This is a genomic window from Staphylococcus gallinarum, assembly GCF_000875895.1.
In the GTDB taxonomy this organism is placed as follows: domain Bacteria; phylum Bacillota; class Bacilli; order Staphylococcales; family Staphylococcaceae; genus Staphylococcus; species Staphylococcus gallinarum.
In genome coordinates this window covers 1-13,923 of sequence record NZ_JXCF01000042.1, presented here as the reverse complement: position 1 = coordinate 13,923, position 13,923 = coordinate 1, and the positions used below count along the sequence as shown (strand labels likewise).

At 29.6% G+C, this 13,923-nt stretch carries 16 protein-coding genes and 7 pseudogenes; 6 read left to right on the top strand and 17 right to left on the bottom strand.

Going from position 1 to position 13,923, the window contains the following annotated elements; all coding sequences use genetic code 11:
* The first annotated feature begins 125 nt into the window (after nucleotides 1-125).
* A pseudogene (locus SH09_RS12370) lies at nucleotides 126-900 on the top strand (replication initiation protein).
* A gap of 1,122 nt (nucleotides 901-2,022) precedes the next feature.
* On the opposite strand, the gene SH09_RS17490 reads toward SH09_RS12370, so the two are convergent.
* From SH09_RS17490 to SH09_RS12340, 9 genes and pseudogenes are all read right to left on the bottom strand, one after another.
* Nucleotides 2,023-2,148, bottom strand: coding sequence for an IS3 family transposase (locus SH09_RS17490; protein ID WP_158001733.1), 126 nt, complete (start codon nucleotides 2,146-2,148; stop codon nucleotides 2,023-2,025).
* A gap of 8 nt (nucleotides 2,149-2,156) precedes the next feature.
* Nucleotides 2,157-2,504 carry a DDE-type integrase/transposase/recombinase gene (locus SH09_RS16140; RefSeq protein WP_158001732.1) on the bottom strand — a complete coding sequence of 116 codons (348 nt, stop codon included), beginning with the start codon at nucleotides 2,502-2,504 and terminating at the stop codon, nucleotides 2,157-2,159.
* A gap of 51 nt (nucleotides 2,505-2,555) precedes the next feature.
* Nucleotides 2,556-2,717 carry an IS3 family transposase gene (locus SH09_RS17485; protein ID WP_158001731.1) on the bottom strand — a complete coding sequence of 54 codons (162 nt, stop codon included), beginning with the start codon at nucleotides 2,715-2,717 and terminating at the stop codon, nucleotides 2,556-2,558.
* A gap of 119 nt (nucleotides 2,718-2,836) precedes the next feature.
* Nucleotides 2,837-2,989, bottom strand: coding sequence for a hypothetical protein (locus SH09_RS16615; protein WP_158001730.1), 153 nt, complete (start codon nucleotides 2,987-2,989; stop codon nucleotides 2,837-2,839).
* Between the two features lie 84 nt (nucleotides 2,990-3,073).
* Entirely contained in the window at nucleotides 3,074-3,571 is a 498-nt protein-coding gene (locus SH09_RS12360; protein WP_082039235.1) for a hypothetical protein, read from the bottom strand.
* 141 nt (nucleotides 3,572-3,712) lie between these two features.
* Complete coding sequence (locus SH09_RS12355; protein WP_042739958.1) at nucleotides 3,713-3,895, bottom strand: CsbD family protein; 183 nt, start codon at nucleotides 3,893-3,895, stop codon at nucleotides 3,713-3,715.
* Between the two features lie 220 nt (nucleotides 3,896-4,115).
* On the bottom strand, nucleotides 4,116-4,565 hold the full coding sequence (locus SH09_RS12350) for a hypothetical protein (RefSeq protein ID WP_042739957.1): 450 nt from the start codon (nucleotides 4,563-4,565) through the stop codon (nucleotides 4,116-4,118).
* On the bottom strand, nucleotides 4,562-5,122 hold the full coding sequence (locus SH09_RS12345) for an ImmA/IrrE family metallo-endopeptidase (protein WP_042739956.1): 561 nt from the start codon (nucleotides 5,120-5,122) through the stop codon (nucleotides 4,562-4,564). Before SH09_RS12345 ends, SH09_RS12350 begins: the two co-directional genes overlap by 4 nt.
* A 367-nt stretch (nucleotides 5,123-5,489) precedes the next feature.
* A pseudogene (locus tag SH09_RS12340) lies at nucleotides 5,490-6,383 on the bottom strand (N-acetylmuramoyl-L-alanine amidase); the annotation flags it as partial.
* A gap of 54 nt (nucleotides 6,384-6,437) precedes the next feature.
* Between SH09_RS12340 and SH09_RS12335 the strand changes: the two are divergent.
* The 3 genes and pseudogenes from SH09_RS12335 to SH09_RS16895 form a co-directional block, all read left to right on the top strand.
* Nucleotides 6,438-6,895, top strand: a pseudogene (locus SH09_RS12335) (replication initiator protein A); the annotation flags it as partial.
* Between the two features lie 16 nt (nucleotides 6,896-6,911).
* A pseudogene (locus tag SH09_RS17060) lies at nucleotides 6,912-7,090 on the top strand (protein rep); the annotation flags it as partial.
* Between the two features lie 473 nt (nucleotides 7,091-7,563).
* Nucleotides 7,564-7,728 carry a hypothetical protein gene (locus SH09_RS16895; protein ID WP_162846340.1) on the top strand — a complete coding sequence of 55 codons (165 nt, stop codon included), beginning with the start codon at nucleotides 7,564-7,566 and terminating at the stop codon, nucleotides 7,726-7,728.
* 173 nt (nucleotides 7,729-7,901) lie between these two features.
* On the opposite strand, the gene SH09_RS12330 is transcribed toward SH09_RS16895, so the two are convergent.
* Together SH09_RS12330 and SH09_RS12325 are read right to left on the bottom strand one after the other, a co-directional pair.
* On the bottom strand, nucleotides 7,902-8,462 hold the full coding sequence (locus tag SH09_RS12330; protein ID WP_042739955.1) for a helix-turn-helix transcriptional regulator: 561 nt from the start codon (nucleotides 8,460-8,462) through the stop codon (nucleotides 7,902-7,904).
* A 286-nt stretch (nucleotides 8,463-8,748) separates the two neighbouring features.
* Nucleotides 8,749-9,378: pseudogene (locus SH09_RS12325) on the bottom strand (IS6 family transposase).
* A 59-nt stretch (nucleotides 9,379-9,437) separates the two neighbouring features.
* On the opposite strand from SH09_RS12325, the pseudogene SH09_RS16440 reads away from it, so the two are divergent.
* Nucleotides 9,438-9,638 (top strand): annotated as a pseudogene (locus tag SH09_RS16440) (IS3 family transposase); the annotation flags it as partial.
* Between the two features lie 96 nt (nucleotides 9,639-9,734).
* Here SH09_RS16440 and SH09_RS16125 read toward each other — a convergent pair.
* From SH09_RS16125 to SH09_RS16120, 4 genes and pseudogenes are all read right to left on the bottom strand, one after another.
* Entirely contained in the window at nucleotides 9,735-9,920 is a 186-nt protein-coding gene (locus SH09_RS16125) for a helix-turn-helix transcriptional regulator (RefSeq protein ID WP_082039234.1), read from the bottom strand.
* Between the two features lie 4 nt (nucleotides 9,921-9,924).
* The gene (locus tag SH09_RS12320; protein ID WP_042739954.1) at nucleotides 9,925-10,263 is read right to left on the bottom strand and encodes a hypothetical protein; all 339 of its coding nucleotides are present in this window, start codon (nucleotides 10,261-10,263) and stop codon (nucleotides 9,925-9,927) included.
* 216 nt (nucleotides 10,264-10,479) lie between these two features.
* Nucleotides 10,480-10,959: pseudogene (locus SH09_RS12315) on the bottom strand (recombinase family protein).
* Nucleotides 10,960-11,400: 441 nt separating this feature from the next.
* Entirely contained in the window at nucleotides 11,401-11,496 is a 96-nt protein-coding gene (locus SH09_RS16120) for a type I toxin-antitoxin system Fst family toxin (protein WP_082039233.1), read from the bottom strand.
* 500 nt (nucleotides 11,497-11,996) lie between these two features.
* Between SH09_RS16120 and SH09_RS16115 the strand changes: the two genes are divergently transcribed.
* Nucleotides 11,997-12,648 (top strand): IS6 family transposase gene (locus SH09_RS16115; RefSeq protein WP_119199086.1). Its coding sequence is split into 2 segments (ribosomal slippage): nucleotides 11,997-12,305 and nucleotides 12,307-12,648, totalling 651 coding nucleotides; the frame shifts between segments, so codons are not numbered across the junction.
* A 164-nt stretch (nucleotides 12,649-12,812) separates the two neighbouring features.
* Here the strand turns inward: SH09_RS16115 and SH09_RS12300 are convergent.
* A complete protein-coding gene (locus SH09_RS12300) occupies nucleotides 12,813-12,995 on the bottom strand; it encodes a CsbD family protein (RefSeq protein WP_042739951.1) in 183 nt (60 codons plus the stop codon).
* A 405-nt stretch (nucleotides 12,996-13,400) separates the two neighbouring features.
* Nucleotides 13,401-13,613, bottom strand: a complete 213-nt coding sequence (locus SH09_RS12295) for a YozE family protein (protein ID WP_042739950.1) — start codon at nucleotides 13,611-13,613, stop codon at nucleotides 13,401-13,403.
* Nucleotides 13,614-13,923: the final 310 nt, after the last annotated feature.

The following is a 13,923-nucleotide window of genomic DNA, read 5'->3' as shown; positions in this document are numbered from 1 at the left end:
AAATGAAAGATGTTTTTTTACTATATAGACTATTGAAATAGATCTATTTTAACCTTATTAAATCACATTAGTATTTTTATATCAGAAGTGTTTAAACATGGGTAGAGAAAAAGTGATATATAGAAATGAATTTGGTTCCTTTTCGTAATTTTACTAGTGTTGAGCTAGATCTCTTTTTTGGGATGTGTAATAAACTGAAAGAGTAACAATCTTCAACGTTACACTTAACTTTTAATGATTGGAAGAATTTAAGTAAGTATAATCATAATCAACGAAATAATAAACGCTTTGTGTTGTTTAATCATTATAAAATACATAAATCAGAAAAATATTTAGAAATATCAACGAGTCCGCGTTTAATACATATTTTGAATTCAATTACAGCAGACTTTACAAAATTTGAGTTGGAAGAGATTGTTTCATTGAAATTGAGCTATTCTAAGAATATGTTTCGTTTATTAAAGCAATATAAACATACAGGCTTTTTGAATTTTAAAATTGAAGATTTTAGAGCACGTTTAGATATTCCTCAATCGTATCAAATGAATGATATAAATAAGCGAGTGTTAAAGCCGATTATCAATGAATTGGGACATTTGTTTCCAAATTTACATATCAATAAAGTGAAAGCAACAAAAGGGGGGAAAGATGGCCTATATAGAATTTGTATTTGAGCCGGAGCAGCGAGTGCATACGAAAAAGTGAGGTAATCGTAATGGCAATCAAAAGCAGCACGGCTTAAAAAGTCGAGAGTGTACACCAAAATGGTTATTAGAAGGTGAGGCAGAGAGAAGTGAACCGGTAATGACGGAAGCTGAGGAAGCAGAGCATAAAAAGAAGGAGGCAGAATTTAGACAGTATTTAAAAAAAGATGGCAATGAATTAATTAAAAGCCGTTAGGCGCAAAAACTATTGACTGTATTAATTCGTATTTTAAAATATTAATTACCCTGTAAATATTTTAAATGGCAATATGTAAGAGAAACCCCATACACTAACCATCATTGATTTAGTGTATGGGTTTCTCTTACATATTATGACAAGTACATATAATTAATTTTAATAGGTTTCAATAGTTTTGTCTATAATTTACATTGATATTTGGTTATTATTCCTAAGTATGTAAATTTTTCTCTCTATATTAATAGATATGCAATTATACAAAATTATTATCATATTGCGCATGAACTAAGAAGCAAAAAAATTAAATACTTTGTTATATAAAATGGTTATATCCTTAGTTTTTGAATTAAATAATCACTCAGGGACATGCTTGAGTGATTGCAATAGATAATAATATTATTATTTTATTTATTTTTGCATGTAATTGCAATATAACATAAAAATTCTATTTGGCAAAATTATTTTATTACCATAATTCCTTAGTAAGAGTAAGAATACTAAAAGCAGCCAAATTAACGGCTGCTGTAATCAATTGAGAAAATTTGTGGGCTTCCCACAATTAGTTATTCCTCTTATCACATTAATATAAACATATTAATGTGTATTACTGAAGTTTTAGTCCTAGGCTATCAGTTAAAATCTCAAATTTTTCTTTCTGTAAACTATTTTAAAGTAATATGTTTAAAGCAACATTCCTCATATAAATTATAACTCTTTCAATTTATGAAATAATTTTAGCAATATATGTTTATAGATTATTACTACCATATTTAAATAATTTACCTGTATACTGGTAAGAATTTTCATTTGATCCAAAAACTATTTTAATTCTAAACTCATATTAAATGATAAGGTTCTGTTGCAAAGTAAAAAATATAGCTAACCACTAATTTATCATGTCAGTGTTCGCTTAAATTGCTAGCATGATGCTAATTTAGTGGCATGGCGAAAATCCGTAGATCTGAAGAGATCTGCAGTTCTTTTTATTTTACCTATTAATAACACACCATATAAAACTAATTTTTAGGGACCCAAATAATAAAAACACCCACCTATTCTGAATGGCACCCCGTCAAGTAGACACTTAAAAACAAAAATATATTTTGGCTATTTTCATATCTACGATATGAGGGTAGCCATTTTTAACGTAATACGGTCTTTATTAAAAAATTCAATGTAATTATTAAGCGCTCGTCTTGCTATATCAAAGCTTTCAAACTTAAAGTTTTTATTTCCCTTAAACAACTCACTTTTTATAGTTTCCCATACAGACCTTTATCTATATAACGTCCGGGACGCGACATACTTTGAATCATCTCTCTTTGCTCTAACATGTTTTTGAATTGTCTAGAAGTATATTGATATCCTCTATCACTGTGCAGAATAATACCTTTGGTATTATTCTTTTTAATCGCCTTATTAAATGTATTAAATACAAGTTCATTATTATTAGATGGACTTACCTCATGAGAGATGATTTTATTAGAACCCAAATCATATAGGGCACTTAAATACACTTTATTTCCAGTTTTTAATTTGAATTCTGTTATATCTGTTAGCCACTTTTTATTTGCTTTACTTTCATTAAATTCGCGATTCAAAAGGTTTTGTGCCTTAACTTGCGGTATGCACGAAACATAACGCTTTCTTTTTCATCGAATCATAGATTTCAACCCCAATGATTTCATTAGCCTATAAACACGTTTATGATTGACTAACATTTTCATACGTAGTCGAATATATATATAGATATGTCTATACCCGTAGATGTCATCATATTTTTTATAAATATTTGCGATGTCATTTTTAAGCACGCTATTGGCGATATCTCTTGTGGTAGGCGAACGATGCAGCCATTTATAATAACTAGAACGCGATATATTGACTTTTTGACATAATAGCTTTATGGAATATTTATGTTGTAACGATTTAATTACTTCACATGATGATCTTTGCTTGATTCCTTGTTTATCAACTTCCTTTCTTCTATTTCTTGCTTTTTTAATATTCCATTTTCCATTTCTAAATAGCGTATTTGTGCTTCTGAGGCTTTTGTATGGGCTAATTGTTTTTCATCATTAGACATTAGTGTGTTCGGTTTCTTTTTACCTCTGTAATCATTTAAGGCATCTTTGCCATATTTTTTATATTTTTGGACCCAACTATAAACTTAATTATAAGAAACTTGAAATGCTGCAGAAGCTTCTCGATAACTTCTATCTTTATCCGTTACAAATTTCACAATTTCGATACGCTCTTCGAGCGTTGTTTTCCTAGATTTCATTATAGGCACCTCAGATTTAATAGAATAACTTCTATTTTCCTTACCCTCGATGTGCTTATTTATCCAATCTCTAACAGTTCTACTTGGACGTACATTATATTTGTATGCTAACTGTCTGGAAGACAGCCTTTGATTAAAATATTCAAAAATAATTTGTGATTTAAATGCTTCACTATAACGGTTATTACGCTTTTGAGGAATTAATGCTTCGATACCATTCGCTTTATACATATGATACTTTTCTTTTATGTCTCTCACGCCCATATTAATGTTGAGTTGAGACAAAATGGTTTGGAAGCTCACCCCTTCATCATAGAGATTGAAGATTCTAACATATGTTTCAGCTGAAAATTTATTTTTAGAAACAATAAAAACTCCCTCCAAAGTTTTACTTTTTTAAGTGTCTACTTTGAAGGGAGCATATTATTCATTTAGGTGGGCTTTTGCGTATTCGTATATGTAAATAAAAAAGAGCAAGCTCTTTAACTTACTCTTTTTATAACAAGTACATTAAGTATATAATTCTTATTTCTTGAATTTATCAACAAAATCATTAACTTTGTCTTTTGCATTTTCAGCAGCTGCTTTTACTTTACCAGAAGCTTTATCTTGTTTACCTTCTTTTTCCAATTCTTCATTACCAAAAGCATTGCCAGCTGTCTCTTTCAAATTACCTTTAGCTTGTTCGAATTTGCCTTCATCTGCCATGTTAAACACCTCCGTTTTTATTATTGTAAGCAGGACAAATAGATTATACCCAATTCAATAAGTCTTAAACATAAAAAACAGCCGAATTAACGGCTGCACTTAATATATAACTTTTAATGGAAGGCGTGGAATTACCACAAGGATATATTCCCCATCTAAAATATAAATAAAACACCCACCAGTTGGTTAGTGTTAGTAAATAGTGACTATAGAATTAATTTTACATTTTTTGTTTAGATAAATCCTCATTGTGCTTTAAAATATCTTTAGTTGGGGTAAATATATATCTTAACAGGAATCCAATAATTCCAAATATATTTACAAATGTGGCAGACGCAAAGAAAATAATTAATTTTGTATCATAATGTGGGACACTTATTGGTAACGGACCTACTTTATATTTAAGGCCTTGCATATATAACATTATGAACAAATTAATTGATAATAATGCAGTAATTAAGCCAAAAATAATCAACGAAATCCATCTAATATTATCTTTAAAATCAATTTGTTTTTTGGCTGATTTTCTTAAATGCTTTTTATAATCATAGAAATCTTTAATATCATCATGTGCAGTTTGAGCATCTATATCAATCTTATCAACTTCTGATTGGCTCATTTTATTTTGTAATTTTTGAAAAGTTGCAGAATCTACATCTGTTTTATTCATTGACTAGTCTCACTCTTTAATTGCTTAAGTTTATTCAACTGTTTCCATGCAAAAGGTTTTGAGATTTTGAAAGCATTTGCTACTTTATAAGATAAATTATCAATTTCCGAATTAGAGTAATCAAAAATATCTTTTGGAATTACTTTTTCTAATACATCTAAAGGAGCTAATAATTGTGCCGAAAATTCATTTGCTTCATTCTCCAATTGGGTATTTGCATTATCGTATTCATTTCTATATAAGATACTATATTCTTTGTTAGGTTTATACATCGGCCAACCCCAATGTAAAACTATATGCCCTAATTCATGAGCCATAGTAAATCGCCTTCTACCACTCGAGTGATTGACATTTACAACTATTTCCGGAACTCCTATTTCATTAATCCGACTATAACCACTGATCGAATCAGGAAAATCAAATGTACTCATATCGCTATATAGAACTTTAATACCAAATGATTCAATAGACTTTTCCAAATCATCTAAAATATTTTTAAAACTAAATTCTTTATATTCATTACGAAAATCATTTGTTCGCTTTCTTATATTTTCCATCGGAATCCCTCCTTTAATTACATTATATATTATAAACAATGCTTTTTGTACAGTATTTTAAACTTTCCATATATAAAAAATAGGGCAAGTACATAAGTACTTACCCTTGACTGTAGATTGATATTACTGTTGCTTATAAAGAAATAATAACAATAAGATGTAATACACCCTATATAAAATGTAACAAATAATATTTCGTTTTTCAATATTTATTTTAATAAAAATGAAAGGGCAAGCCCCTTGACTAGCTCGCCCTTACTGATAAATCAATGTAATCTGGGTAGATTATCACGAAAAAAACAGGTGATTAAATTGAATAATTCAATCTGAAAAATATTTTAACAAAAGTCATTATATTTTACAATATTTATTTCCACTTAATACTTCCCTAGTACTTCTCTTTTTTTTATTTTTTGTTGTTTATCTGTGATTTTACATACTGCACAATAAAAATCATTTTGAGTTGAACCTGGTGCTTGGTATTTAAAACGTATTCACCAATAACCGTCTTTTTTAATTACTTGATCAAATTTAATCCAATCATCTTTACCATATAACCATGAACCTGACTCTACGATAGTTCCATTAATACCTGGTGATTTTCTCACTTTAATTGTTGTATTTGGGTAAAACGTACCGCCCCAGTTCCATATTGTCTTGGCTTGTGCGGGTTTACTTTTAGGCGCATTAATTTGTCTACCGTTAATCGCCTCTGCTAATCGTTTTGTAAAACTATCTAAGTTTTTAGTGATATAATCCACGTCTTTTTTACTTGTGATAAATCCTAATTCAATTAATCGGTAATTTAAGTTGAGTTGACCTGTCACGTTAGAGTTAAGTAAATCGTTTCTGGGTGTCACACCTCTGATTTTACCAACTGTTTTACCTAATATAATAGAGAGCGCCTTGTCTATATCGTCAGCAGGTTATTTATCACTTATGATGACATGCCCACCACTTGCTGCGTCCAAATGAAACTCTACAATCACATCAGGTTTTACATTTTTCTTCACCCAATATAAACCATAGTCTGCATAGTTCCTGACTTGTTGACCATATCTTGTATCTTGGTATAGATCTTGGTTCATAGAGTTCCCACCGTATAAGAGCACAGTGTGTCCCACACTTTCAAGATATTTTTTAACTCTAGGAATAATATTTTGCGATTGAAGTCATGTTCATTATAGCCGTTAGCAACTGCGCCTGGGTCATTTGAGTACGCACCTTTACCATGTCCTGCTACAAGTAATATCTTCTTACCGGTTCTGTTGCAAAGTTAAAATTATACTATAAATTTAACTTTGCAACAGAACCTAGTACTGATTATATAGAGACTGAGAATAATGGTACGCATGATATGAATGATACATATAACAATTCAATAAACAATAATCATTCGGATCATACAAATCATCAACAAACTGAATTTAATAATGATGCACTTAAGTTCCAAGTACTCGAAGAATTGCCACAACAACTTCAAGACTATTTACGTAAATTTGAAATTAGAGAAATTCGGATTATTAAAAGTGTATTACTCAAAGAAAAAAATCATTTAATAATGTACATGATACCTATTACCGTTTAGAAGATGTGGAGTTTGAAATTGTAAGTGTATTGAAACGTTTTAAAGCAATGCTGCTACAAAAAAATGAAACCGTGGAAACAATGCAAGGTTATTTAATGCAATCCATTAAAGCTGAACTAGAAGAAACTCAAGCACTTTATATGCGACGTCAAAACATGAAACAACATAATATCTTTAATCAATAATTTAAATAATCTTACGGCAATCAAAGAAACATCGAAATATTCGGTTAAGCCATCTGATTTTTTAACTGATGATGACGAAAAAATCAAGAAATCGTAAATGATTTAGAAAAAAGTTTATATCGAAAACGTATGTTGGGTTATGGTGGTTTGCTTAAACAAAAACATAAAAACTTAAATGTAGACGATGACGAAGATAAAACAAAGACAGAAACGTTAGCTTTTAAGCTAGCATTTTATATGTATTTTTGCCCCCTGTGGGAACTATAGCGTTCAACCGGTATGGTTGCCAAATTTTCATGTTGATTTTTTAATTTGCATGGAACTGGACAGTGTCTAAAAAATTCGACACTGGTTTTGCTCAAATTTTTTGTTTGGGGATTTAGAATATATTTATTTGGCTCATATTTGCGTTTTAAAAGCTTGTGTAGGTTTTTAGGCATAAACCCCTAGTTAAATTTCGATGCAGTATTAATTTTTATATCTGGGCTTCAACACTGATTACTTAAAACTAAGATAAAAAATCGACCTTAGTCGATTTTGTTTTTGCATGCATACTTTTTAGAACGCATAGGTGCTCCCTTACGGGATGTAACTAGATTATAACAATGAAAATAGATCTGTAAAGTGATAGCTATTGTGATAAAGTTTGGAAAAAAGGAGTTTTTAAAATGAAAATTATTGGGGGCATTTTAGGAATTTTAGTAATTCTTTCTTGGTTATTTGTAATTAAAGAATATAAATTTGGAAACAAAGGAACAGCTAAAGCTCAAAATGTTATGTTGATTGCTTGTTTATTAACTTTGATTATGATCAGCATGCAATTCTTTTATTAGTTTGATGACGCATTTATGCCGAGAAACTTTATTGAAGTTGAAAAGAACCTTAACTAAACTTGCAGACGAATGTCGGTATAGCGTGAGCTATTAAGCCAACCATTCGACAAGTTTTGGTATTGTTAAGGATTCTGAGACTCAACTTCAATAAAATAATTGGAATAAAGCAATAATTATTTAAACCAGTTAAGACTAATAACAAATATTGTTATGAATACACCGATGTATAGAATGCTGATAATAGCATTGATTATTTTGTGTTTTGTTTTATCTTTATTTATTTTTTTAACGGGTTTTCCATTCATATAATCTAAAATTTGTTTATAAGTAAATAGTTTATTTTGTTCTTTGTATTTATTGACTTTGATCGCACTGTAAACTGTAATTATAGCTAGTAATATGACTATGATATAACCATAGTTGCCTAAAAAGTGTAGAGAAGGTCCTACTGATATTGCAGTTAAAATGCTAGTTATTCCCATAATCCAAGTCCAATTATTAAAAAGATTATTATTTACTTGATTTTTCATAGATTCGACATCTCCTTTAACTAAATTGTCTAAAGAAGTGTTAAAAATTTGACTTAGTAAAATTAAACTCTTTAAGTCTGGAACGTTTTTATTTCTTTCCCAATTAGATATTGTATGTCTTGTTACATGAATTTTTTCTGCCAAATCTTCTTGAGATAATTCTTGTTCTTTTCTATATTTTTGTATTTGTTTACTAAGCTCCATTTTTATCGCTTCCTTGTTTTAAATTTAGTTAATTTAAGAAGATTTATCTATAGAATGCTTTTTGCATTAATTATTGTTTGTTGCCAAAAGTTTTTTGCATCGTTGAAAAATCAATGTTTTTGCTTGTCTTGTCGCTATATAGTAATAACATTCTTTTTTAATTATAATTGATAAAAGGAGTGAATTTAAATGATATTAATTTCCAAATTGATTCAAGAGGATATAAATGGTTCTGTTGCAAAGTAAAAAATATAGCTAGTAACTAATTTATCATGTCAGTGTTCTCTTAAATTGCTAGCATGATGCTAATTTTGTGGCATGGCGAAAATCCGTAGATCTGAAGAGACCTTTGGTTCTTTTTATATAGAACGTAAATACATTCAATACCTTTTAAAGTATTCTTTGCCGTATTGATACTTTAATACCTTGTCTTTCTTACTTTAATACGACGGTGATCTTGTTCAATGAGGTTATTCAGATATTTCGATGTACAATGACAGTCAGGTTTAAGTTTAAAAGCTTTAATTACTTTTGAGGTTTACCAAATTGTTTAATGAGACGTTTGATAAACGCATATGCTGAATGATTATCTCGTTGCTTACGCAACCCAAATATCTAATGTATGTCCCTTTGCATCAATGGCATGATATAAATAGCTCCATTTTCCTTTTATTTCGATGTACGTCTCATCAATACGCCATTTGTAATAAGCTTTTTTATGCTTTTTCTTCCAAATTTGATATAAATTTGGGGCATATTCTTGAACCCAACGGTAGACCGTTGAATGATGAACGTTTACACCACGTTCTCTTAATATTTCAGATATCTCACGATAACTCAATACATATCTTAGATAGTAGCCAACGGCTACAGTGATAACATCCTTGTTAAATTGTTTATATCTGAAATAGTTCATACGGAAGATTCCATTTTGCTAAAATCATACTATAAATTTAACTTTGCAACAGAACCAAACAAAGCATGTCAAGACCTGGACGCTGTATAGATAATGGACCTATGGAAGGTGTATGTGGAACTATAAAAAGTGAGTTATTTAGAGGAAAAAAGCATGATATATTCGATAATAAGTCTTTAGCAATCGAAACGATTGATTCATATATAGAGTTTTTTAATAAAGACCGTATTACATTAAAAATGGCTACCCTCATATCATAGATATAAAGATAGCCAAAATACATTTCTGTTTTTTATCTGTCTACTTGACGGGGGTCAAGTTCAAATTCGCACTCTCTTTTTGTGATAAATAAATGGTTAAGAAAATAGTTCATCAACAGTTGTATCAAACAATTTTGCCAACTTAAATGCTAATATCAATGTAGGATCATATTTATTGTTCTCTATAGCATTAATAGTTTGTCTAGACACATTTAATTCTTTACTTAAAGTTTCTTGAGAAATTCCTTTTTGTTTTCTATATTCTCTACTTCTATTTTTTATTAATTTAACCTTTAGATGTATATTTTTTATTTGTAGTATAGTAATTAAACAGCATAAGAAATAGTGCTACAATTATAAAGAAAATTTCTGGATATTGAGAAAACCAAGATCCTTCAATACTTAGTGACAAACCTGCAAATTTAAGCACTAATATAAATAACATACAATATACAATCCAAATAAAACTTTTAGCAAGTATTTCAATAAACATTTTACGTTGTCTTTCATCGTATCGATCTTGCTGCCCTTGTTTATCTAATGTTTCTGAAGGTAAATATTTGTTAGTTATAGCTGTCCATAAACAAGAAAAAATTAAAATAATAATAAAAGGAATTAAATTCATTATAACACCTCATAAATGTAAAAAGCATTTGACATTTATGAGTGTAAATATTTTAAAACACCTTATTAGTAAAACAATTACTATATAGAAAACTGCGAACTCGTACTCTTTTTCTTTTTATAATTATTAAAATCTCAATTCAATAATATGTTATGGAATTTGAGACGCTGTGAGATCCTCTCATTTGCATTGAAAACCAATTTATCAATATTAATATCATAATCCCTTATTATTTTTTATTCTATAAACTGTCTGTCTTGTGATATTAACCTCTTTCGCAACCTTTAATTCCTTGAGCTTGTCGACGTTTACTTTCATTTCTTTCCTGTTCTGAAACCATGGCTAAAATTTGAATGATTAAATCTTTCATAAACTTATCTAATAATGGATTACTAATAACTTCATTCATCATAGGTAAGCTTGTAATCATTAACTGAACATCTTTTCTTTTAAATAATTCACAGTTTAAATAATCATCTCATCATAGTTACGTCCTAAACGATCTATTCACTCTACAACGAATCGATCTCCCATTCTTACAAAATTAAGAGCTTCTTGAAATACAGGTCTATTTTTCACTGATTTTCCTGATTGATTCTCTGTAAAAATTTTCTCTACACCGAATGTCTTTAAATTATCCAGTTGTCTTGCCAAATTTTTATCTATTGAAGGTACTCTTGCATAGCTTATAATCATTTATTTTCACTCCACAATTAATATACACCCTAATCACACATTTAAATTGCGATACTTTCAACTCTACTTCATCATTCGGCTCGCTTATTTCCTAATTTGTTTGAAATAACTCCTTTTAGATTATCTTCTATTTCATTGTGTTCAAATTCATGAAATCTTTGAAAATCATTAAAGTATAGCTCGCTTTTTTAAGTCTTCTGAGTAATTTAGATGTGCAAATTTCAAAATAGCAATAACTGCTTCTTCGTTTCCGCTTGTAACAACACTCATTTTCACCCCGCATTCCTTTTATATTTCACAATTTCAACTTTGCATTCCCATACATTTGGTGATATACTGAAATCAACAAATAGTGTACTATCATGATAAACACCGAGCCCGATAACTACTGTGAATAGTTATCGGGCTCTTTTGGTGTATTAGCTATATGCCGTCGCTAAATTATTTCTCACGATTATTTAGCCAATGGCAAAATAATGTGAGTATAACTCCTACTACGATAGGAGCTATAATAGTTACAAATAGTGTACTGAACATGATTTCACCTCCTTCCATGCTAAATACAGCACAGAAGTAAACGACGACCTTTGTATTATATCATTTCTAATAATTGAGTTACAGATGATTTCTGATCAGTTGAATCATGTTGTTCTGTAAGAAAGTTAGTTTTATATTAAAAACAAAGGAAGAAGAGTGTTATTTGTATCGAGTTATTGATTCAGAGATCCATACATTAAGCATTTAGTTATGAAAAAATAGATATTTTAGATGATATATATATAGATCAGTTACCTCCAATGAAGGTAAATAAAGTAATTCAATATTTTGGGTGAGTATTATAATGTTAGTATCAGTGAAATGTTGTGTAAGATACTGGAGACATGGTAAAAGGCCTAATACGAAAGATTATAACTGTTATAACTAGAATATAATCAACCTGTTCTCCTTATAATAATAAAAAGGGGCATTATTAAAATTCAGGGTTCTGTTGCAAAGTTAAATTTATAGTATAATTTTAACAAAAAGGAGTCTTCTGTATGAACTATTTCAGATATAAACAATTTAACAAGGATGTTATCACTGTAGCCGTTGGCTACTATCTAAGATATGTATTGAGTTATCGTAAGATATCTGAAATATTAAGGGAACGTGGTGTAAACGTTCATCATTCAACGGTCTACCGTTGGGTTCAAGAATATGCCCCAATTTTATATCAAATTTGGAAGAAAAAGCATAAAAAAGCTTATTACAAATGGCGTATTGATGAGACGTACATCGAAATAAAAGGAAAATGGAGCTATTTATATCGTGCCATTGATGCAAAGGGACATACATTAGATATTTGGGTTGCGTAAGCAACGAGATAATCATTCAGCATATGCGTTTATCAAACGTCTCATTAAACAATTTGGTAAACCTCAAAAGGTAATTACAGATCAGGCACCTTCAACGAAGGTAGCAATGGCTAAAGTAATTAAAGCTTTTAAACTTAAACCTGACTGTCATTGTACATCGAAATATCTGAATAACTTCATTGAGCAAGATCACCGTCATATTAAAGTAAGAAAGAAAAGGTATCAAAGTATCAATACGCCAAAGAATACTTTAAAAGGTATTGAATGTATTTACGTTCTATATAAAAAGAACCGCAGATCTCTTCAGATCTACGGATTTTCGCCATGCCACTAAATTAGCATCATGCTAGCAATTTAAGCGAACACTGACATGATAAATTAGTTACTAGCTATATTTTTTACTTTGCAACAGAACCGATTATTCTCTCTTCAGCTCAATTTATTATAGAGACAATTTTCAAGATAACCACTCTAGCTATGACAAGTGCCATAAATATTTTATTTTTTCAGGTTATCAATAAAAGCATTTACTTTATCTTTTGAATTTTCAGCAACTTCTTTTAGTTTGCTAGAAGACTTTTCTCTTTTGCCTTCCTTCTCTAATTCTTCATAATCAAAAGCATTACCAAATGTTTCTTTGAGGTTCCCTTTGGTTTGTTCCAATTTACTTTCGTCTGACATGTATACACCTCCTAGTTAAATATTGTAAGCAGGATAGTGAGATAATACTCAATATAATAATTTCAAACATACAGCATCAAATTATATTAATATAGAATATATATTTTACAAAGTCATTGCATTGGCGATTACTCAAATTTTAGAAGTTTCAACAGGTTTATAGTACATATTTTTACCGACCATCATCAATTTCCTCTCTATTAAAACTTTCGATTCTGATGGTTACATTCGTTGTTATGTAGCACGTTTTCTTAGGTGTACAGATAATTACATAAGAAACTTAAGCTTAAATGTTATTAAAATTCAATAAAATATCTAATTGATTATATGTAGATACAACCATTAACAAAATACAATAAGCCACCACTTAAAAAGGGGCGGCCTCTCATTCAAGATGTGGAACCTTTAGGAATTAAAATGTTCAACATATATAGAAAGTGCTCTTTTCACATATTCAATTTTACAATTCTCTATACGGCATTCACAAAAATATTTCAAAATTATATCATATGATTTTTCATCTTTTGGAAAATTTGCCTCTTGATTAACAAAACTAGCTAAGTTTCCTAAAGGTGTGTCATCATCTGAATAAATTTGAATAAATTCGTAAAAACTCAATGTTCCACCTCTTTTGTGATCTTATTAAATTATAGTGCTTACATTCAATCTATGCAAGAGAAAAAGCAGACACAATAATCGTGTCTACTTTAAGTAGTATAAATCTAGTCTATTGCTCTATACTATTTATGACTTTGCAACAGAATACTAAATACTATATGATTTTTAATAGTTAAATATCTGTTGATTAAAATAATGTTTATTTACTTCATTAGCATGTTCTTTTTGAGTTGTTAAGTGTTTGGCGAATGTTGCCTTATCTTGCGTAATCTTCAACAATGTAGGAATAAACTCACTACCTACGCTTTGT